At 39.5% G+C, this 19489-nt stretch carries 18 protein-coding genes; 7 read left to right on the top strand and 11 right to left on the bottom strand.

Going from position 1 to position 19489, the window contains the following annotated elements:
• The first annotated feature begins 3 nt into the window (after positions 1 to 3).
• On the top strand, positions 4 to 933 hold the full coding sequence (locus tag AAV96_RS16880) for a lipase secretion chaperone (protein ID WP_046740150.1): 930 nt from the start codon (positions 4 to 6) through the stop codon (positions 931 to 933).
• A 114-nt stretch (positions 934 to 1047) separates the two neighbouring features.
• Entirely contained in the window at positions 1048 to 1515 is a 468-nt protein-coding gene (locus tag AAV96_RS16875) for a hypothetical protein (protein WP_046740271.1), read from the top strand.
• 31 nt (positions 1516 to 1546) lie between these two features.
• On the opposite strand, the gene AAV96_RS16870 is transcribed toward AAV96_RS16875, so the two are convergent.
• From AAV96_RS16870 to AAV96_RS16850, 5 genes are read right to left on the bottom strand one after another with little or no spacing between them, the layout of a single operon-like run.
• The gene (locus tag AAV96_RS16870) at positions 1547 to 3493 is read right to left on the bottom strand and encodes an acetyl/propionyl/methylcrotonyl-CoA carboxylase subunit alpha (RefSeq protein ID WP_046740149.1); all 1947 of its coding nucleotides are present in this window, start codon (positions 3491 to 3493) and stop codon (positions 1547 to 1549) included.
• Positions 3493 to 4326 carry an enoyl-CoA hydratase/isomerase family protein gene (locus AAV96_RS16865; protein ID WP_046740148.1) on the bottom strand — a complete coding sequence of 278 codons (834 nt, stop codon included), beginning with the start codon at positions 4324 to 4326 and terminating at the stop codon, positions 3493 to 3495. Before AAV96_RS16865 ends, AAV96_RS16870 begins: the two co-directional genes overlap by 1 nt.
• A gap of 10 nt (positions 4327 to 4336) precedes the next feature.
• Positions 4337 to 5497 (bottom strand): acyl-CoA dehydrogenase family protein, encoded by a 1161-nt coding sequence (locus tag AAV96_RS16860; RefSeq protein ID WP_046740147.1) that lies wholly within the window; start codon positions 5495 to 5497, stop codon positions 4337 to 4339.
• A gap of 43 nt (positions 5498 to 5540) precedes the next feature.
• Positions 5541 to 7154: an acyl-CoA carboxylase subunit beta gene (locus tag AAV96_RS16855; protein WP_046740146.1), complete on the bottom strand. Its 1614-nt coding sequence runs from the start codon at positions 7152 to 7154 to the stop codon at positions 5541 to 5543.
• Positions 7155 to 7157: 3 nt separating this feature from the next.
• The gene (locus tag AAV96_RS16850) at positions 7158 to 8078 is read right to left on the bottom strand and encodes an SDR family oxidoreductase (protein WP_005214516.1); all 921 of its coding nucleotides are present in this window, start codon (positions 8076 to 8078) and stop codon (positions 7158 to 7160) included.
• Between the two features lie 176 nt (positions 8079 to 8254).
• On the opposite strand from AAV96_RS16850, the gene AAV96_RS16845 reads away from it, so the two are divergent.
• Positions 8255 to 10222 (top strand): DUF2075 domain-containing protein, encoded by a 1968-nt coding sequence (locus AAV96_RS16845; protein ID WP_046740145.1) that lies wholly within the window; start codon positions 8255 to 8257, stop codon positions 10220 to 10222.
• 64 nt (positions 10223 to 10286) lie between these two features.
• Here the strand turns inward: AAV96_RS16845 and AAV96_RS16840 are convergent, their stop codons facing one another.
• The gene (locus AAV96_RS16840) at positions 10287 to 12089 is read right to left on the bottom strand and encodes an acyclic terpene utilization AtuA family protein (protein WP_046740144.1); all 1803 of its coding nucleotides are present in this window, start codon (positions 12087 to 12089) and stop codon (positions 10287 to 10289) included.
• 194 nt (positions 12090 to 12283) lie between these two features.
• Between AAV96_RS16840 and AAV96_RS16835 the strand changes: the two genes are divergently transcribed.
• From AAV96_RS16835 to AAV96_RS16820, 4 genes are all read left to right on the top strand, one after another.
• Complete coding sequence (locus AAV96_RS16835; RefSeq protein WP_004664116.1) at positions 12284 to 12883, top strand: TetR/AcrR family transcriptional regulator; 600 nt, start codon at positions 12284 to 12286, stop codon at positions 12881 to 12883.
• Positions 12884 to 12918: 35 nt separating this feature from the next.
• Positions 12919 to 13323, top strand: a complete 405-nt coding sequence (locus AAV96_RS16830; RefSeq protein WP_046740143.1) for a hypothetical protein — start codon at positions 12919 to 12921, stop codon at positions 13321 to 13323.
• A gap of 249 nt (positions 13324 to 13572) precedes the next feature.
• Positions 13573 to 14190 carry a DUF6915 family protein gene (locus AAV96_RS16825; RefSeq protein ID WP_046740142.1) on the top strand — a complete coding sequence of 206 codons (618 nt, stop codon included), beginning with the start codon at positions 13573 to 13575 and terminating at the stop codon, positions 14188 to 14190.
• A gap of 17 nt (positions 14191 to 14207) precedes the next feature.
• Positions 14208 to 14945 (top strand): hypothetical protein, encoded by a 738-nt coding sequence (locus tag AAV96_RS16820; RefSeq protein WP_046740141.1) that lies wholly within the window; start codon positions 14208 to 14210, stop codon positions 14943 to 14945.
• Positions 14946 to 15000: 55 nt separating this feature from the next.
• On the opposite strand, the gene AAV96_RS16815 is transcribed toward AAV96_RS16820, so the two are convergent.
• The 5 genes from AAV96_RS16815 to AAV96_RS16795 form a co-directional block, all read right to left on the bottom strand.
• A complete protein-coding gene (locus tag AAV96_RS16815) occupies positions 15001 to 16173 on the bottom strand; it encodes an acyl-CoA dehydrogenase family protein (RefSeq protein WP_046740140.1) in 1173 nt (390 codons plus the stop codon).
• Positions 16174 to 16266: 93 nt separating this feature from the next.
• Positions 16267 to 17430 (bottom strand): acyl-CoA dehydrogenase family protein, encoded by a 1164-nt coding sequence (locus AAV96_RS16810; protein WP_004664110.1) that lies wholly within the window; start codon positions 17428 to 17430, stop codon positions 16267 to 16269.
• A 131-nt stretch (positions 17431 to 17561) separates the two neighbouring features.
• Entirely contained in the window at positions 17562 to 18125 is a 564-nt protein-coding gene (locus AAV96_RS16805) for a DUF4256 domain-containing protein (protein ID WP_046740139.1), read from the bottom strand.
• 22 nt (positions 18126 to 18147) lie between these two features.
• Complete coding sequence (locus AAV96_RS16800) at positions 18148 to 18522, bottom strand: GFA family protein (protein WP_046740270.1); 375 nt, start codon at positions 18520 to 18522, stop codon at positions 18148 to 18150.
• 510 nt (positions 18523 to 19032) lie between these two features.
• Positions 19033 to 19425, bottom strand: coding sequence for a DUF2007 domain-containing protein (locus AAV96_RS16795; protein ID WP_004664103.1), 393 nt, complete (start codon positions 19423 to 19425; stop codon positions 19033 to 19035).
• Between the last annotated feature and the right edge of the window lie 64 nt (positions 19426 to 19489).

The following is a 19489-nucleotide window of genomic DNA, read 5'->3' as shown; positions in this document are numbered from 1 at the left end:
TGTATGAATAAAAGACTATTGCTGACAATTATTATTGTTTTAGTGGTCTTGGTCGGAATTGTAGTTTGGAAGAGCACCGCCTCTTCCGCTGCAATTCAGCAAACCAAATCCACCTCATCATCTGAAAATTCATCTATACAGATGAACGATGCAAATATGTCAAATAAAAATAAGGATGAATTGCTGCAAGACGCTTTATTAAAGCAACTGAAAGTATTACAGCAGCAGCCTGGCAATATCACAGAATTCCTTAATAATTTTAAGGCGAATTGTACAGTGACTGATTGCAATGCAGCTTTAGCAAAAGCATTAGCCAATTATCCTGATCAAGCGTTTGCGCATTTAGTTGAAAATTTACTAAAGCGTATGCCGCAATATGAGCAACAAATGCAAAGTACAGTCTTATCGACATCTTTATCGCCTAAACAACGTTTCGAGGCATTGTGGAAACTCAGAGAACAGACTTTAGGGCAAGCCGAAGCGATGCTTGGCTTTGGGCAAGAACGTAATTATGCAGACTATCGTTTTGCCTATAATGATTTGGCTCAGAATCAAAATCTGAGTGCGGAACAGCGTCTAAAAGCTTTTGAGGCATTACAGCGTCAATATCCTGATGCAACGAAACAGGAAAGCAAAATGGGGCTTTATGAACAAGCGATTCAATTACTGAATCAAAGTTCAAATAATCCTGCTGAGATTGCAAGTTTGAAACAAAAATTGCAGCAGCAGTATTTAACCGAACAAGAACGACACGATATTCAACTTCGTGATCAACGTGAAGTTCAACAGCAGCAGCAGGTCAATCAATATCAGCAAGCCGTGCAACAGCTCCAACAAGAAATGCAGCCATTAAAATCGCAGCTTTCTGATGCAGAATGGCAAAAACAATATGAAACCCGTTTGCAAGATTTACGTCTCAAAATGTTTTCTTAATCATCATTTTTACAACCTTCTGTATCATGAACACGGATGGTTGAATATACGTTTTAAACAAATATGTGGTATTTATAAGAAGGAAAACTAAGATTATTGATGGAAATCAAAGGAATGAACTATCCAGAATTTCAACATGACTTAAATATTGCATTGGAATCAGAAATCTTAGGAGAATTAATTTTTCTGAATGCTGCTCAACATGCTCGTTCTATAGAACAACAGCAAAAATGGAAAACATTGGCACAACTGGAAACTCAAACACTTCAAAGGTTAGAAGATTTCTTAGCGCAACAGGGTCACACTGCCTCAATTCGACCACACATTAAGTTGCAAGCGAAAGCATCAGGTATCGCGATGGCAAAGCTTCCGTGGAAAGTTGCGATGCATTTACTCAAACGAGGTACAAAACCTTTTATGGAAACATTTGAGCGAATGAATCAACATGCCGATGCAACGACTCAAGAATTTCTTCGATACTTATTGGCACATGAACAAGCACTAGCTGAATTTGCAACCCAAGAATTAAAAGGAAATTCCACACACTCATTGGTCGCGGTTGAAAGGCTATTAAAAAGCTAGGCTTAGAACCTAGCTTTTTAATTTACACATTTTATGCAATCGCGACATTTAATAATAATTGTCGTTTTTTCACTTGTTGTCCAATTTGACCAATCAACTCATCTACCACGCCGTCAACATCCGATTTGATTTGTTGCTGGATTTTCATGGCCTCCAAGATCAATAAGGTTTGTCCCTTAACAACCGTGTCTCCAGCATTAACCAATAGATTCACAATCGCCCCATCCATCGGCGCACGGATTTTACCATCCCCTACCACTTCAGCAGCTTCAGGTGCGGCATAGGTGATATTTTCAATCACTAAATTACCATTCGCTGTATCTAAATAGAGTTGATTTTGATCAAGTACATAACTCAATTTACGGCGAACGCCATCAACGTTATAGATGATCTGAGTATCGCTTATTTCTACAACCTGAATCGTACAGTGCTGCTCACATAATCGCACGGTAACTTGTTGTTGATCCATTTCGACTTGTAGTGACAGTTGTTGATCTGCACATTTCAGCTTTAATGGTAGCGGCGTTGCAATACCTGTTTGCCATGCCGTTTTTGAAGCCTTGTGTTGCGCAAATAGTGTTGCTGCAATCGCTAGACTTTCAAGAGTTAGAACTTGTTGATGTAGGCTGACATCATCCTGAAAATGCTGCTGGATAAATGCAGTATTGGTATCACCCGCCACAATAATCGGATGACGCAATAAATTTACCAAAAATTGTTTATTGCTATTTATACCAAGCAATACACAATCATCAACAGCACGCGCTAATAGACGAATGGCATCTTCACGGGTTTTACCATAGGCAATCACCTTCGCCACCATCGGATCATAGAATGGGCTAATTTCACCCGCCTCTAACATGCCATGATCAATACGGACATTAGGCAACGCCGCAGGCTGCCAACGTAATACTTTTCCCGTTTGTGGTAAGAAATCTTGACGTGGATCTTCTGCGTATAACCGCACTTCGATCGCATGTCCATTTAAACTAAGTTCATGCTGCTGCAAGGGTAGAGTTTCACCATTGGCGACACGGAGTTGCCATTCGACCAAATCTAGTCCCGTAATCATTTCTGTCACAGGATGCTCAACTTGTAAACGAGTATTCATTTCAAGGAAATAAAACTCGCCAGACTGATCCAGTAAAAATTCAACCGTACCTGCGCCGATATAATCACAGGATTTTGCTGCCGCCACCGCAGCTTCTCCCATTTTTTGGCGTAACTCAGATGTCATTACTGGGCATGGTGCTTCTTCCACCACTTTTTGATGACGGCGTTGAATTGAACAATCTCGTTCAAATAGATAAACATAGTTGCCATGTGTGTCACCAAACACTTGGATTTCCACATGACGAGGTGCAATCACCGCTTTTTCAATAATCAGCTCACCAGAACCAAATGCATTTTCGGCTTCTGAACGCGCTGTTTTTAAAGCTTCGAGTAAATCAGCAGACTGGTGAACCAAGCGCATACCACGCCCACCACCACCAGCAGATGCTTTGACCATCAATGGGAAACCAATTTTTTCCGCTTGCTCAGCCAAGTATTCAATATCTTGCTGATCACCCTCATAACCAGGTACACACGGTACACCTGCATCAATCATGGCAATTTTAGATAAGCGCTTACTTCCCATGAGATGAATCGCAGCGGCGTTTGGCCCAATAAAGATGATACCGTTGTCGCTAGAAGCTTGGGCAAAATCGGTATTTTCAGATAAAAACCCATAACCAGGATGAACAGCATCGGCGCCTGTCTTTTTGCAGGCTTCAATAATATTGGTGATCGACAAATAAGATTCTGAAACTTTAGATGCACCGATATAAACCGCCTCATCGGCAACTTGAACATGGCGAGCATTGGCATCTGCATCTGAATATACAGCAACTGTCTGATAGCCCATCGCTTTCGCTGTTTGCATCACTCGAACTGCGATTTCACCACGATTTGCGACTAAAACTTTTGAAAATTTCATTATTGCTCAGTCCAATTTGGTAAACGTTTTTGAATAAATGCCATCGTTCCTTCTTGACCCTCTAATCCGCCAACGGCTTGAGCAAACTGCTGTGCAGCAGCATCAAGTAAAGAATCAAGAGGCTCATTTAAAGTTCGATGTAGTAATGCTTTGGTGTTTCGAGATGCCAACGGCGCAGCACGTTTGATCTGTTGAATGGTATCAGCAAGCAATTGCTCAAGCTCAATATCATCACGCACAACTTCATGTATCACACCTAACTTCTGCGCAGTCTCACCATTAAAACGTGAACCTAACAACGCCAAACGACGCGCTTGGGTCAACCCAATCCGTTTCACTACGAACGGTGCAATTTGTGCAGGTAACACCCCAAGTCCTGTTTCAGGTAAGCCAAATTGAGCATTATCATGACTAATCGCTATATCAGAGACACATGCTAAACCAAAGCCACCGCCGAGCACTGCCCCTTCTAAAATTGCAACAACCGTTTGCGGAGCTTGATCAACTTGTTCAATCATGGCACCAAAACGACGGTTAAAATCAACATAAGGCTGTAAGCTTCCTGCATTGGCTGATTCAATGCGTAATGCAGCCATATCCTTAATGTCACCACCTGCACAGAAATGACCACCTTTACCACGTAAAATCACCGCGCGAATCGAAACATCGTCAGCAATATGAGCAAAGACCTGTTGAATGGCATTGACCATGTTCAAGCTCATGGCATTACGGCTTTCAGGTCGATTCAGCCACAGCGTTAAAATACTGCCTTGTTGTTCAAGTTGGATGCTTTCATCCACTTGTAAGTCAGTAAGAGAAGTTGAAAGTGTCATTTTTCTTCTCCTAGTTTTTCTGTTTCTTCGGCAAAATATCCATCAATTTACAGATGATTCCGAGCATAATTTCATCTGCACCACCGCCAATCGAACCTAGACGTCCATCACGATACAACTGTGATGCAGGGTTCTCCCACATAAAGCCATTTCCACCCCAATATTGTAGGCAGCTATCTGCAACTTCTCGAGTTAAGCGCCCTGCTTTAAGCTTTGCCATCGAAGCGATCATCGTTACATTTTCTCCTGCGATATGTTGTTCACAGGCTTGATAAGTTAAAGCTTTTAACGCTTCAACTTCAGTCATCAATTCAGCAAAACGGAAATGTACATATTGGTTATTGATGAGTGGCTGACCAAATGTCGTCCGTTCTTTAGTGTAATCAATGGTTTGTTGAATCACATTTTCCAAACCACCGACAGCATTTGCACATGCCCACATACGTTCTTCCTGAAACTGCATCATCTGCATCATGAAGCCCATACCCTCAGCACCCACAAGATTGCGCTGTGGTACACGAACATTATCAAAATAAACTTGAGCCGTTGTGGTGGAGCGCATTCCTAGCTTATTCAATGGTTCTGAAAAACTAATGCCTGCAGTCTTCGCAGGAACAATGATCATCGATTTATTAACATGCGGTTTGTCATCAGAAGTATTGGCAAGTAAGCAGAAGAAGTCCGCTTGCAGTGAATTAGTAATCCACATTTTGCTGCCATTAATCACATAATCATCACCATCTTTTTTTGCGGTGGTTTTAACCGCTGCAACATCTGAACCTGCATGCACTTCTGAAACTGCAATTGATGCCACATATTCACCACGAATCGCAGGATTCAGAAACTCTTCTCTCAGTTCTTTACTACCAAAACGAGCAAGTGCGGGTGTTGCCATATCAGTTTGTACACCAATCGCTAGAGGCACACCACCACATGCTGCACGCCCCAATTCTTCTGCCACCACAAGGTTATACGAATAATCTAAACCCAAACCACCATTTTCTTCGGGCTTACAAATACCTAGCAAACCTAAATCCGCCATTTTCTTAAAGACTTCATGGATCGGAAAACGTCCCGCGGCTTCCCATTCTGGAATAAATGGATTAAGTTCGTTTTCTACAAACTGACGTGCGGTACGGCGTAATGCTTCATGCTCTGCGGTAAATTTCATAGTTCTGTCCTAAATATTTTTATTGACTAAATTTTGTGTTGAATTAGAAACGTGATACACCAAAACGAGTTGGATTTAACTCGCGTTGCTGTGCTTCATAAATGGTCTGTAACAGGAAGATCAATACCTTACGCGTGTCTCTAGGATCGATAATGCCATCGTCATGTAACATCGCTGTATTAAATAAAGCGGTCGATTGCTGTTCCAATTTCATCGAAGTACTTTGTTCTAGAAAATCCAACATCTGTGGATTCGGTTCCATGCCTGAAGCTTTCTGTTTACCCTCAGCCACGATACGCAACACTTTTCCTGCCTGTGCTGAACCCATCACCGCTACGTGCGAATTTGGCCAAGCAAAGATAAAGTTAGGCGATAAACTACGTCCACACATGGCGTAGTTACCTGCTCCATAAGAACCAGCAACAATGATCGAGATTTTGGGTACAGTCGCGTTGGCAACCGCTTGGATCAGCTTAGAACCATGCTTAATAATGCCGTTTTGTTCAGCATCCGTTCCGACCATAAAACCCGTGGTGTTATGCAAGAATAAAAGTGGTCGTTGGGTTTGTTCACAAAGATGAATAAACTGTGCGGCTTTAACCGCTCCTTGTGGTGTGATTGGTCCATTATTGGTGATAATTCCAATATGTACCCCACCCATTTTTGCCCAACCGCAAACAGTAAGCGCATCATATTCTTGTTTAAATTCTAAAAAGTCTGAATCATCAATAATCCGCGCCACGATTTCTTTCATATCCAAAGGTTGCTTCGGATCTTGCGGAATAATGCCTAACAATTCCTCGGCTGAGTAACGAGGTTCTTTATAATCCTGATCGAGACTTTTGGTTTGTTCTTTCCAGTTTAAATGCCCAAAAATTTCACGAGCAATACGAATGCCATCAGCATCATTTTCAGCTAAATATTCAGCTACACCAGAAACCTGCGTATGCATTTCAGCACCACCGAGTTCCTCAGCCGTTGCCACTTCACCTGTTGCTGCTAACAATAATGGGGGACCAGCCAATAACATTTCTGTTTGCTTACGGACGGCAATCACATAGTCAGATAGACCTGGTTGATATGCACCACCTGCGGTGGCATTACCATGCACAACTGATATTTGTGGAATTCCTGCAGCAGACATTCGTGCTTGATTGGCAAAAGTCATACCACCATAAGTAAACACTTCGGCTGCATAATTTAAATTTGCGCCGCCACTTTCGGTCAATGTCACAATCGGTAATTTTTGTTCAAGCGCAATCTTTTGCAAGCGTAAGGTTTTTTGTACACCCATCGGTGACATGGTGCCGCCTTTGATTGCACTATTACTGGCAGTGACCAAAGCACGAACGCCACTGACAAAACCAATTCCCGCAATAATACCCCCACCCGCTTCAGAGCCATCTTTATCATCATGCATGTTATAGCCAACTAGACCACATAACTCCACGAAAGGTGAATCAGCATCAAGCAGTAAACGTACACGTTCGTGTGGAAGAATTTTGCCTTTCTTATCAAACTTTGGTTTTGCTGCATAAGACTTATCAATGCCTTTTTGCTGTACGGCACGCACTTCTACAATTTGGCTTAATAAGGCATCTCTATTTTGTTGATATTGTTCACTACCGACTGCAATTTCAGATTGAAGAATAGTCATGATTTAATCCTTATTTGCATCTTGCGCTTGTGCAGATTGTTGCTCTGCGTTTCCAATCTGGTCTTTGAGTACATCAGGAATAAATGCTCGATGGAAGCCATTAAAAGACTGGCTATTGGTTGCATCTGCCAGTGGATACATCCTTGTTCCTTGTGAAGCAGCACCATCAACTCTTAAGGTCACACCCGAAACAAATGCAGCAGCATCAGACAGTAAGTAACAAATCGCTGAAGAAATTTCCGACTCTGTACCCATGCGTTTTAACGGTACATTACCTGCCAAACTTGGAATAATAAATTTGGCAAAGTCACCACTGTAGTTATCCATACCGGAAGAAATAATCCAGCCTGGCGCGACACAATTAACCCGAACGCCTGAACGTCCCCATTCAACTGAAGCGGTTTTGGTCAGGTTATCCACACCTGAACGTGCTGCACCAGAATGCCCCATTCCTGGCATACCGCCCCACATATCAGCAGCCATATTGACAATGCTACCGCCGTGTTTTGCCATCCATTGGTTATAGGCTTCACGCATCAGGTAAAAAGTTGAATGCAGGTTATTACGTACTACAGCATCAAAGCCATTGGCAGAAATACTTTCAAGTGCAGATGGAAATTGCCCACCTGCGTTATTCACTAAACCATCGAGCTTGCCAAATTTTTCAATCACTTCAGCAATCATGTTTTTGACTTGTTCTTCATCACGGTTATCACAAACGATGAAATGGACTTTGCCGCCATCCTCTAAAATTTCTTGGCTGACTTTTTCTAGCTTTTCAATTTTTCGCCCTGTAATCACCACTTGTGCACCCAAAGATGCTAGTTCATGTGCGGTACAACGGCCAATACCCGAACCTCCGCCTGTCACGATAATCACTTTGTCAGTAAATGCATCTGCTCTGAAAATTGATTGGTAAGCCATTTTGATAAGATCCATTCATGTATTATTTTTGAATGCCTATACACTACCAAGCAAGTGCTTGGTTTGTAAAGTACATATTGTGACTTAGAGCAGAAGTCGTAGTATTTTAAGTAATTGATTATTTTTGATGCTAAGATATTGTTCAATCTAAGATTTTTAAAATTTAAAAACTCACAATGAATACAAGTTATTATCAAAGTTCGATAGATTCTTTTTTAAACGAAAATAAAAATACAATTTTTGGACAACTGGCACGCCATCATCAACATGATTTAGAAGATTTGCAGAAAAATGCTTGGCTAGAACAAATTGAATTTCTACAACAAGAGCTTAATGATGTTTGTGGACATTTATATTTCGAGTTTTCTATCCCCAGAATGGGAAAACGAGTAGATAACATTTTAATTATTAATAATTTGATTTTCGTAATCGAGTTCAAAGTAGGTGACAGAAGTTATTCAAACTATGCTCAGAATCAGACAATCGACTATTGCCTCGACTTACAGAATTTTCATGAAGGCAGCCATAATAAAACGATTGTCCCCATTCTGATTGCTACAAATGCTCCAAGTAAACCCTCTAATATCAATGATTCATTGAACCTGACAACTTGCATTTTATGTAATAAAGAAAATTTCAAAGAGATATTGCTTCAAATTTTAGACCAAGCAAAAACTACAGAAAGCTTAGATATTCATAGTTGGGAAAATAGCGTTTATAAGCCGACACCAACGATTATTGAGGCTGCTCAAGCCTTATATAAAGGTCATAGTGTTAAAGAAATTTCAAGGAGTGATGCTGGTACAATTAACCTATCAAATACCTCTCATTTAATAAATAAAATTATCGAAGACTCTAAAACCCAACATAAAAAATCAATCTGCTTTTTGACAGGTGTTCCCGGGGCCGGGAAAACTCTTGCGGGTCTAAATATCGCGAATGAGCGACTTAAAACAGATGAATCAGAACATTCAGTATTTTTATCTGGCAATGGTCCGTTAGTAGATGTATTGAGAGAAGCTTTAACCAGAGACTCAGTAGAATCTGCTAAAAAAAGTGGCCAGAGAGTTTCACGTACAGAGGCTGAACGAAAAGCCAAGGCTTTTATTCAAAATATTCATCATTTTAGAGATGATAATTTAAGAACACCTCATGCGCCGATTGAAAAAGTTGTTGTTTTTGATGAAGCACAAAGAGCTTGGCAAAAAGAACAAGTCTCCAAGTTCATGCAACAGAAAAAAGGAATTCCAAACTTTGATATGTCTGAACCAGAATATCTAATCAGTGTGATGAATCGACATGATGACTGGTGCACAATTATATGTTTAATCGGCGGTGGTCAAGAAATTAATACTGGTGAAGCTGGTGTCTCAGAGTGGATCGAGTCGCTAAAAACAAAATATCAAGCTTGGGATATTTATTACTCCGATAAGATTTTGGCTGAACCAAATACCTACCTGAATGATTTAGATTTATCGAATTGGGTCAGAGAACACGGGCATCAAAGAAGTGATCTACATTTATCGACATCTATACGCTCATTTCGAAGTGAAAAAGTTGCGTCATTAATCCAATCTATTTTAGATAATCAAAATGATCAAGCTTCTAAAATTTATCAAGAAATTAAACATAATTATCCAATTAAAGCCACTAGAGACTTAGCCAAGGCAAAAGCCTGGTTAAGAAATCAAGCTAGAGGTACTGAGCGAATTGGGCTTATCGCATGTTCAGGCGCTAAAAGACTAAAAGCAGAAGGCATTTATGTTAAGAATGATATATCTCCAACTGATTGGTTTCTAAATCATCAGGATGATACTCGATCCTCTTATTACTTAGAGGATATTGCAACTGAGTTCGATATCCAAGGGCTTGAAATCGACTATACCTGCGTAACTTGGGATATTAATCTTTATTATGATCAAGGTTGGCAATTTCAAAGTTTTAAAGGCTCAAAGTGGCAAAATATTAATAAAGACTCTACTAAAAGCTATCTTATCAATGCTTATAGAGTTCTATTGACCCGGGCTCGGCAAGGTATGGTTATTTTTATTCCGGCTGTAGATGGAACAGACCCTACAAGACCTCAAAAACACTATGACTCAATCTATAACTATCTCATTTCTTGTGGACTAGACATACTATAAAAAGACATACTGATTTCGCTTGCAGTGTCTCATGCAAGCGAAAATGTAGGCTAAGCGAATGTGATCAAACTATTAGTTTTCTAGGTACCTTCACTGGCATATCTAACAACTGCTGAGCAAAAGCCTTACCTTGTGGATCAATCCGTAAACTGGCAATTCCACCACCGCCTAGTGCATTTTCAAGCATAAAATTCAATGCATTCATAGCAGGTAATTCATAACGAATCACTTTCGATTTTTCAGCGTCTAATACATGTTGCATATAGTCTGCAACATTGGCTTCTGTCAGTGCTGCCCGAATCCAAGGTAGATATTCTGCTTTACGGGCAATCACCCCAATATTGCTATGATTGCCCTTGTCGCCACTACGCGCATGAGCGACGTCAATCAAAGGCACTTCGATTTCATCACCTTGATAAACCGCGACTTCACCAACTGGATGTAGCACAACATCTTTTGCCTTTTGCCCTGTTGGAATCTCAACAGCATGACGTTGCCCTGCAAAATCGACCTCAACCTTGATTTGATCTTTATCAATTAGGAAAGAGAATAATTTCACCACTGCTGAAGCTTTAGGACGACCACCGACAATCCCCGCCAATGCAGGTGCCATGCCCGTCGATGCCTGAGCGATTTCCGAAGCAAAGAACATACAAGCTTCTTTAAACATATGTTTCACAGCAATTTTGACGACCACCTCACGACTATCTTTCACTTTGGCATGCGGACCATAGGTACTTTCGATACCCAGAATTTCAATTGATTTTTCACTAAATGGTAGAACAGAGCGTAAAGCCAGCACACGTTCACATTTATTTAGAATTGAATTGGTAATTGTTTGAGCTTTTTCAGGTGCTTCACGACCTGCGATTAAGAAACTCACTAAAACACGATAACCATCCGCATAGGTAGCACTGACTTTATATTGCTGCGTTGGTGCACGACCTGTTGCACCTGTAACTTTTACTCGATCTTCACCGATTTGCTCTAAATGAACTTGGCTAAAATCAGCCGTCACATCAGGAAGTAAATAAGCTTGCGGATTACCAATCTCATAAACAATTTGTTCTGCGACTGTTGCTGTTGAAACTAAGCCACCTGTGCCTTGTGGTTTAGTCACAATAAAGGAAGCATCGGCACTGACTTCTACAATTGGAAAGCCCATATTGTCAAAGCCCTGTACTAAGCGCCAATCAGTAAAATTACCACCTGTACATTGAGCACCACATTCAATCACATGCCCTGCCAATGAGCCTTGAGCCAACTTATCATAATCATCGAGTGACCATTTATATTCATGCAGTAAGGGTGCAAGTACCACAGCCGAATCAACCACTCGACCTGTAATCACAATATCCGCACCTAAATCCAAGGCATCACTGATCGCAACCGCTCCTAAATAGGCATTACTGCTGGCTACATGATGTGGTAATGCCTCACCATTAAACATTTCCTGAACATTTTGTTTCTGTAACTCAGCATGTTTAGGTAATACATCATCCCCAAGTACCACAGCAACTTTTAAATCTAATCCTTTTTCATCAATTATTTTTTGTAAGGCATCACGACAAGCTAAAGGATTAACCCCCCCTGCATTACTAATGACTTTGATTTTTTTCTCAGCAATTTTATTAATCAGTGGCGACATGACTCGGCTAACAAAATCTAAAGCATAACCATGATTTGGATCGGTCATCATTGCCTTTGCCATGATAGACATGGTAATTTCTGACAAATAATCAAAGACTAAATAATCAATATCACTCAGATGCACCAACTGAAAAGCGGCTGTATTGGTATCCCCCCAGAAACCTGATGCACACCCAATTTTGATTACCTTATTATCATCCTGCTTGATGTTTGTCATGAGCTTTCTCATTGTTATTTCTAAATTGCTCCAACATTACCAAGCAAGTGCTTGGTTTGTAAAGTACATAATGATATGCTGTATTGGCAAAAATAGACAAATCCAAGCAAATGCTTGTTATAAAAAGATAAGACAATTCATGAAATGAATTTTGTTACAATGCTCACTAGATTTAATAGGATAGACGGACTGGCATGATCGCAACTTCAATTGAGCAAATACCTAAAATTGTATGTTTTGACGATAGTCCACGTGGGCGTTTATTGCTGGGTGCTGCTTATCTATTTTATAAACAAGGTTATGACAAAACCACAGTTCGCCAATTGGGTGAATTTATTGGTATCCAGTCAGGTAGTCTTTTCCATCATTTCAAAAGCAAAGATGACATTTTAGCGACTGTCATGGAACAAACCATTATTTATAACTTTGCCCGCTTAAAAGAAGCAGCCGAACGTTCAAACGAGCCAGAGCAACAATTACGTGATCTGATCAAAGCTGAGCTGATTTCCATTACTGGGGATACTGGTGCGGCGATGGCCGTACTCGTCCATGAGTGGTTTGCCCTCTCAAAAGAAAAACAAGACTATCTTCTAAAGATGCGTAATGAATATGAGCAAGTTTGGCTCAATGTGATTGAAAAATTACGTGCTCAAGGAAAAGTTAAACATGATGCATTTATTTGGCGTCGATTAGTTGGTGGTTCTATTTCTTGGTCGGTCACGTGGTATAACCCAGATGGTAAAGTCAAAGTGGATGAACTGACTGAAATGGTTTGGGAAATGGCACTAAAATAATGAATAATTTCCTCTTATATTTTTGAGCAAAATATATGCAACGAACATTTATAATCTTACTTTCCAGCCTAATACTCGGTTGTACAGATGATATCGTTACAACCAAATTTACAGATTTGCGGCATGCGAAAGTTGAACATGCTTTTGAACGCGGTTGGTTACCTCCAATTTTACCGCCCAGTACAAAAAATATTGTTGAAACAAATGATCTAGACTCGAATAAAGGTAACGGCTCTTTTACTTTTTCACCAACAGACCTAAAGTATTTTAGCGATCAAGGTGCAATTCCAATTAAAATAAGTACTGTAAATCATGGTACAAAAAAGGAAATGCAGGATCAGGGGTTTCAAATTTTCGTATATGCTAAAGATTCATCACTTTGGTATATAGCAGTTCATCCAGAAGGGAAAGGAAACTATTGGATTGAGTTAATAAGATAGTCTCCCAAATATAAATATCTGTAACCAGACTGCTTACTAATCAAGTCTTTGATAATTTCTTCAGCGCTACCGCCACTTATATATTCAAACTATCAGCAATACATGGTTAAAATAATTCAGTTAAATGATGACTTTTACTTTAATAAAACAAACGACACAACTTAACGCCTAACCAATTTGCTCTATTCTCGTTCAAATTAAAAACTGCTATTCTGCTTAAACATCAAAAGATTACAAGAAATAGTAAAAATGAATCCAGTTCAACATGCCAATATTTCAGTGAAACGTCGTGGGGGCGAGCTTGAAGATTATATTGATATTCATGCGCTAATCGACAGCACAAAAATGCTATGCACTGACAATCGCCATCGTATCTTGCATACTTTTTGGGGAGTTCAAGAAGTGATTATTCCGATTTTTGGACATTACTTTGAAAATAGTGCTGGCAATAGCATAGAAGTTAAAGATCTTTGTGAAAAAGATCATCTGTTAGTGGATTTCCATCACCGCTTTATTCCAACGATTGGAGACTTCGTTGCAGCAATGCAGGATATTCCTACAGATGGACTAGCTAAACGCCTCGAAAAATTCCACTCAGATGTGATTGATGATCCAAAGCTATCAGCAACATTACTCTCTCCATTATCAGTGACAGGACAACTAAAATCTTTACTGATCACTCACAATAGTTGGTTTATCAATACCATTCTTCCAATGATGGGAAAAAGCGAAGCTAAATTTATTGATTTTGATATTAGTCCAGACTTCTTTTTTAATCCAATGCGTTTTGAGCTATGGATGGACAATGGGATGGCCGTCCCGCCAAGTGCAGCCAAACTGCAAGACTTAAAAATGAAAATCGCTTAATTTAAGGGGAAATAAAAATGAGTAATATCCAATACGTTATTCGTCAAAACGACTTTGCTTACAATGATGAATGGCATCTAACAAATTGCGTTTCAACTGGGGCTATCAAGCAGATTTATACAGATAAAGCTGAAGCTGAAAAGGCATACAAATCATTAGTCGTTGAAGGCTTATACTATGATGAACTATGTAACTATGATATTGGCAATGGTGAAGCAGATGATGCAATCTACGAAAAACTTGAAGCTTTAATTTTAGAAAAAACAGGAAAAACTTTTAATATAGATGATGGTGAAATTCCTAAATTGAATGAAGATGATGCTTTTGAATTTGCTAAAATCTCAGGTATTGTCTGGTACCAATTATTGGAAGTTGATGCATCACAACCCTGCTATGTACTCTGGATCAACTCTGAAGAAGACTATTTTAGTGGCTATGAAACTGGCAGCATCATTTCTAGTCAAGATGAAAACTTTAGTGATGTGTCGTGGGAAGCCAATATTTATGCAATGGACTATGAGTTTGAAGCCTTAATGGACAAACCACTTGCGGAGTTAAGCGATAGTCCACTGTTACTCAAACAGTTTATCCAACAAACTCCAGATATTCGTTACGATGCTGAAAAAGACAGCATTGAGGGTATTGCCCTAGATAATATAAAATTTATCGATATAAAAACTTTGAACTCATTTTTGAAACAACCTATATTTGAAATCCGCCAAATCTCTTTAGAAGAGTTAGCTGAACTAGAATAAATTTAAAAATAAAAAGTGCGGAAATTAACCGCACTTTTTATCCGTCATGAAAGTATTAATAGCCTAGCTGCTTACTGATTAGATCCTTCATAATTTCTTCAGCACCACCACCAATCATATTCACTTTGACTTCACGATAAATTCGTTCGGACTTGGTTCCACGCATAAAACCCATTCCACCCAAAGTTTGTACAGCCGCATCCGCACAAAATTGCATCGTACGAGTCGCTACATTTTTTGACATCGAAATTTGCGCAATTAGGTCTGCACCTTGTAACTCTTTTTGTCCCATTCGATAAGCTGTATCTTCTAATAACGCTCGAGTTGCGGTCAATTGTGTTGCCATATCTACAAGTTTATGGCGAACCACTTGATGATCCACCAAGCGCTTTCCAAAAGTTTGTCGCTGTTTTGCCCAATCTAAGGCTTCCTCATAACAGACCAAAGCATAACCATATGCCATCGCTGCTAGCCAAAAACGCTCCATATTAAAGTTATTCATAATGACTTTAAAACCGGCATTTTCCTCGCCCAACAAATGGCTAACTGGGACTTTGACATTGTCAAAATGCAAATGTGCAGTGTCTGATGCCCACCAACCCATTTTCTGTAAAGGTGATTTGGTTATTCCCTCACTATGCGCATCAACCAATAACATAGAAATGCCTTTTGCGCCTTGAGCATGCTGATCCGTCTTTACAGCAACCGTATAATAATCAGCACGAATCCCTGATGTGATAAAGGTCTTTTCCCCATTCAAAATATAATGGTCTCCTTCTCGAATGGCTTTGGTTTTAATTGCAGCGACGTCAGAACCACCACTAGGCTCGGTAATTGCCAAGGCTGATATTTTTTCACCTGCAATAATCTGTGGCATAACTTCATTACGAATCTCAGGTCGAGCAAAATGATGAATGGGTGGTGTTCCAATGCTGTGAATCATAAGCGAAATATGTACACCACCAGATCCAGCTTTTGCCATCTCAATTGCTGCCAACATCACGTAGAAGGCATCTGCATCGGGAATGCCACCATGTTCAGCATCATAACCTAAGCCCATTAAACCGACATTTGCAGCCTGTTGATAGAGTGCTCTTGGAAATGATCCTGCTTCATCCCATTCATTCACATAAGGTGAAATTTCTTTTTCTACAAAACGTTTGACACTGTCTGCAAAAGCCCGATGTTCAGATGTGTAATAAATCGGGTTAAGTGATAAACCATCCATGCTATTTTTCCTAAATTATTATTTAACTAATTGTTCTTTTATAAATACAGCTTTAGACCAATCTCATCATGATCTAAAGCCTTAAAATTTCGCTTAATAACCGAGTTGGCGGCTGGCAAGGTCTTTCATAATTTCCTCTGCACCACCACCAATCATGTTCACTTTCACTTCACGATAGATACGTTCAGATTTTGTACCACGCATAAAGCCCATCCCTCCTAGAGTCTGCACTGCGGCATCAGCACAGAATTGCATGGTTTGTGTAGCCACATTCTTGAGCATACAAATCTGAGCAATCAGTTCATTTCCCTGTAATTCAGGTTTTCCTAAACGATAGGCTGTATCTTCCAATAGCGCACGAGTTGAAGTTAAACGTGTCGCCATATCTACCAACTTATGACGAACGACTTGATGATCAATTAAGCGTTTACCAAAAGTTTGTCGCTGTTTAGCCCAATCCAAGGCCTCTTCATAGCAAACCAATGCGTAACCATAGCTACTGGCTGCAAGAAAAAAACGCTCCATGTTAAAGTTGTTCATAATGACAAAGAAGCCCATATTTTCGGCACCCAGTAAATTTTTGGCTGGTACTCGTACATCATCAAAGTGCAAATGCGCTGTATCCGATGCCCACCAGCCCATTTTATCTAGCTTTGATTTTGTAATGCCTTCACTATGCGCATCAATCAACAGCATTGAAATACCATTAGCCCCCTTAGCATTAGGGTCAGTTCTCACCGCAACAGAATAATAATCCGCACGAATACCCGATGTAATAAAGGTCTTTTCACCACTGACAATATAATCGTCACCATCTCGAACCGCTTTGGTTTTTAAAGCCGCAACATCAGAACCACCGCTAGGTTCAGTAATTGCCAATGCAGAGATTTTCTCTCCAGACAAAATTTGTGGTAAGACTTCAGCCTTAACCTCTTCTTGAGCAAAATGCTGAATTGGTGGCGTCCCAATCGTATGTGAAAGTAATGATGCAGCCAAACCACCTGATGCACACTTCGCTAACTCGACTGAGGCGAGTAGAGTATAAAATGCATCCGTTCCCGCAATACCACCATAATTTTCATCAAAGCCAACACCGAGTAAGCCAATATCAGCAGCCTTTTTATAAAGCTCACGCGGAAAGGTTTCCGCTTCATCCCATTCATTGATAAAAGGACTAATTTCCTTTTCAGTAAAGCGCCTAACACTCTCAGCAAAGGCTAAATGTTGCTCAGTGTAATATAAGGGGTTGAGTAGCATGCTTGCTTCCTAGTAATTATTGATCATTGTTTATTGAATGAGCACTAAAGTAGCAAAACCAGAAAAACCAAGCAAGCGCTTGGCAAAATTTAAAATTAAAAAATTTTAGAATAATGACATAAGGTACAAAATTATATTTTTAGTCGACCACGAAAACCACGAGTCGCATAATAAGACTGTGCACCATTGTGGTAAGTAAAGACCCGTCCATATCGGCTATCACAAAAAATTGCACCACCCAATTTGCGTACATCTTCTGGTGTTTTTACCCAACTCGAAGTTTTTAAATCAAAATGCTCAACCGACTGCAATTGCTTGTATTGCTCTTCTGTTAGCAATTCAATTCCTATTGTCTCTGCAACCTCAACTGCATTGTTTTCTGGCTTATGTTCTTTACGTGCATCCAAAGCAGCACGATCATAACAAAGGCTTCTACGCCCTTTTGGTGTTTCTACAGCACAATCATAAAAGATAATTTCAGATAATTTTGAATCAAATGAAATGATATCTGGTTCTCCGCCAGTCTCTTCCATTTGATTGAGTGACCATAGCTTTTCGGGTTGCTGTTTCAACTGTTCCTCGATATCCACCCAATTCAAACTATGATGCCGATGCATATTAGCTTCAAAACGCTTTTTTAATATTTCGAACAACATGATCGTCTGTTCAGCACTTAACTGTTTTTTCTTAGTCATTTTTCGTCTCTAAATTTTAATACTACACCGAACGACCATCAAAATGATTGATTTTGATGCTTTCCAAATCTAAATCTTCGATACATCTGATATTAATGGCATACATTCGATTGCCTTTCGGATCAATGCCTGTTGCATAAGGATGAATACCGCAGATCTTACAAAAATGATGATTGATCACATGCTTATTAAATTGGTAACTAGCTAAAGTATTTTCTTGAACTGAAACATTAACTTTATCTATCGGCAAGAACCATAATAGTGAACCTTTTCTTTGACAAATCGAGCAATTGCATGACATTGCTTCAGTCAAATCACCTTGTGCAATGAAGGTGATTTTTCCACAATGGCAACTTCCTTTATATTCCTTCTTATTGTCCTTTTTATATTGTTCTATCGTATTAAACAAAGCTGGTTAAATGATGTCCACTTAATTTAGTTATTTCTTTCGTGATAAGAAAATGTAAGTTGATATCACCATTGATATTCAAGTCGAGCCAAAGTGCTTGCAAAGACCACCTCTCTAGCAACATGGATTACTATAAAGATGTCATTTGTCGTCAGAATTTCCAGAGCATAATCAGACAAACCAATAGCTAAATACTATTTCAATCACTAAAATATGAATAAGGGACAATGAGCATTTTTTATAATTGGCGAGTGTAAATGAATAACTTACGTATAAGAGATTCACGCAGCGCACGAAAACAATAATCCCCTTAAATGATAGAGTTGACTTAATCATGTGCAATCAACAATACAATCAGTCCAAGAAATGCAGCCACAATAGAATCTATCCATAAAATATACTGGGCAATCTTCATTATTTAAATGCTCTTTTTATTTTAGTTTGAGCATATACAGATCATTGATGATTTAAAAAATTTTGCTGATTTGCTATACGGCATTAACTCCAAAAATGTTGGCACTGCCGGCACTTCATTCCATTTTTATAAGAAAAGAGTGGAAAACCCAGCAGTAGAAAAACAACATAAGCAGGGCGTTTACCTTCTGTATAAGGTTGTATATCAGTACTGCCACAATGAGGACAGCTTTCACTTGCTCCAAACTGTTGTTCTACTTCTTGGCTAAAATCTTGAGCTAGTAATGCTTTAGCCTCTTCGGCATAGCTTTCAGGAACTAACAGTCGAACACCACCTAAAGCATTGGAGTAAAGCCAATCCATATTAATAGTATGTTCATTTTCAATACGTGCTGGAATTTCAGCTGCTTCTAACTGAGTTTTAGCAATTTGTGCTTCGTAGGGAAATGAAAAGCTTTGTACTACGATCCAAGTCATATCAGAAAGCCCTTAAAACAACCAGTATATAAAATTCTTTGCCATAAAAAACACCCCCTCTGCG

It is taken from the genome of Acinetobacter sp. AG1 (genome assembly GCF_001005525.1).
Taxonomy (GTDB): Bacteria; Pseudomonadota; Gammaproteobacteria; order Pseudomonadales; family Moraxellaceae; genus Acinetobacter; species Acinetobacter modestus.
This window is presented reverse-complemented; position numbering and strand designations above follow the sequence as displayed.

Bases quoted from the DNA above. Each gene is read 5' to 3' on its own strand.
- AAV96_RS16880 (WP_046740150.1), top strand. From the start codon at position 4: ATGAATAAAAGACTATTGCTGACAATTATTATTGTTTTAGTGGTCTTG.
- AAV96_RS16875 (WP_046740271.1), top strand. From the start codon at position 1,048: ATGAACTATCCAGAATTTCAACATGACTTAAATATTGCATTGGAATCA.
- AAV96_RS16870 (WP_046740149.1), bottom strand. From the start codon at position 3,493: ATGAAATTTTCAAAAGTTTTAGTCGCAAATCGTGGTGAAATCGCAGTT.
- AAV96_RS16865 (WP_046740148.1), bottom strand. From the start codon at position 4,326: ATGACACTTTCAACTTCTCTTACTGACTTACAAGTGGATGAAAGCATC.
- AAV96_RS16860 (WP_046740147.1), bottom strand. From the start codon at position 5,497: ATGAAATTTACCGCAGAGCATGAAGCATTACGCCGTACCGCACGTCAG.
- AAV96_RS16855 (WP_046740146.1), bottom strand. From the start codon at position 7,154: ATGACTATTCTTCAATCTGAAATTGCAGTCGGTAGTGAACAATATCAA.
- AAV96_RS16850 (WP_005214516.1), bottom strand. From the start codon at position 8,078: ATGGCTTACCAATCAATTTTCAGAGCAGATGCATTTACTGACAAAGTG.
- AAV96_RS16845 (WP_046740145.1), top strand. From the start codon at position 8,255: ATGAATACAAGTTATTATCAAAGTTCGATAGATTCTTTTTTAAACGAA.
- AAV96_RS16840 (WP_046740144.1), bottom strand. From the start codon at position 12,089: ATGACAAACATCAAGCAGGATGATAATAAGGTAATCAAAATTGGGTGT.
- AAV96_RS16835 (WP_004664116.1), top strand. From the start codon at position 12,284: ATGATCGCAACTTCAATTGAGCAAATACCTAAAATTGTATGTTTTGAC.
- AAV96_RS16830 (WP_046740143.1), top strand. From the start codon at position 12,919: ATGCAACGAACATTTATAATCTTACTTTCCAGCCTAATACTCGGTTGT.
- AAV96_RS16825 (WP_046740142.1), top strand. From the start codon at position 13,573: ATGAATCCAGTTCAACATGCCAATATTTCAGTGAAACGTCGTGGGGGC.
- AAV96_RS16820 (WP_046740141.1), top strand. From the start codon at position 14,208: ATGAGTAATATCCAATACGTTATTCGTCAAAACGACTTTGCTTACAAT.
- AAV96_RS16815 (WP_046740140.1), bottom strand. From the start codon at position 16,173: ATGGATGGTTTATCACTTAACCCGATTTATTACACATCTGAACATCGG.
- AAV96_RS16810 (WP_004664110.1), bottom strand. From the start codon at position 17,430: ATGCTACTCAACCCCTTATATTACACTGAGCAACATTTAGCCTTTGCT.
- AAV96_RS16805 (WP_046740139.1), bottom strand. From the start codon at position 18,125: ATGACTAAGAAAAAACAGTTAAGTGCTGAACAGACGATCATGTTGTTC.
- AAV96_RS16795 (WP_004664103.1), bottom strand. From the start codon at position 19,425: ATGACTTGGATCGTAGTACAAAGCTTTTCATTTCCCTACGAAGCACAA.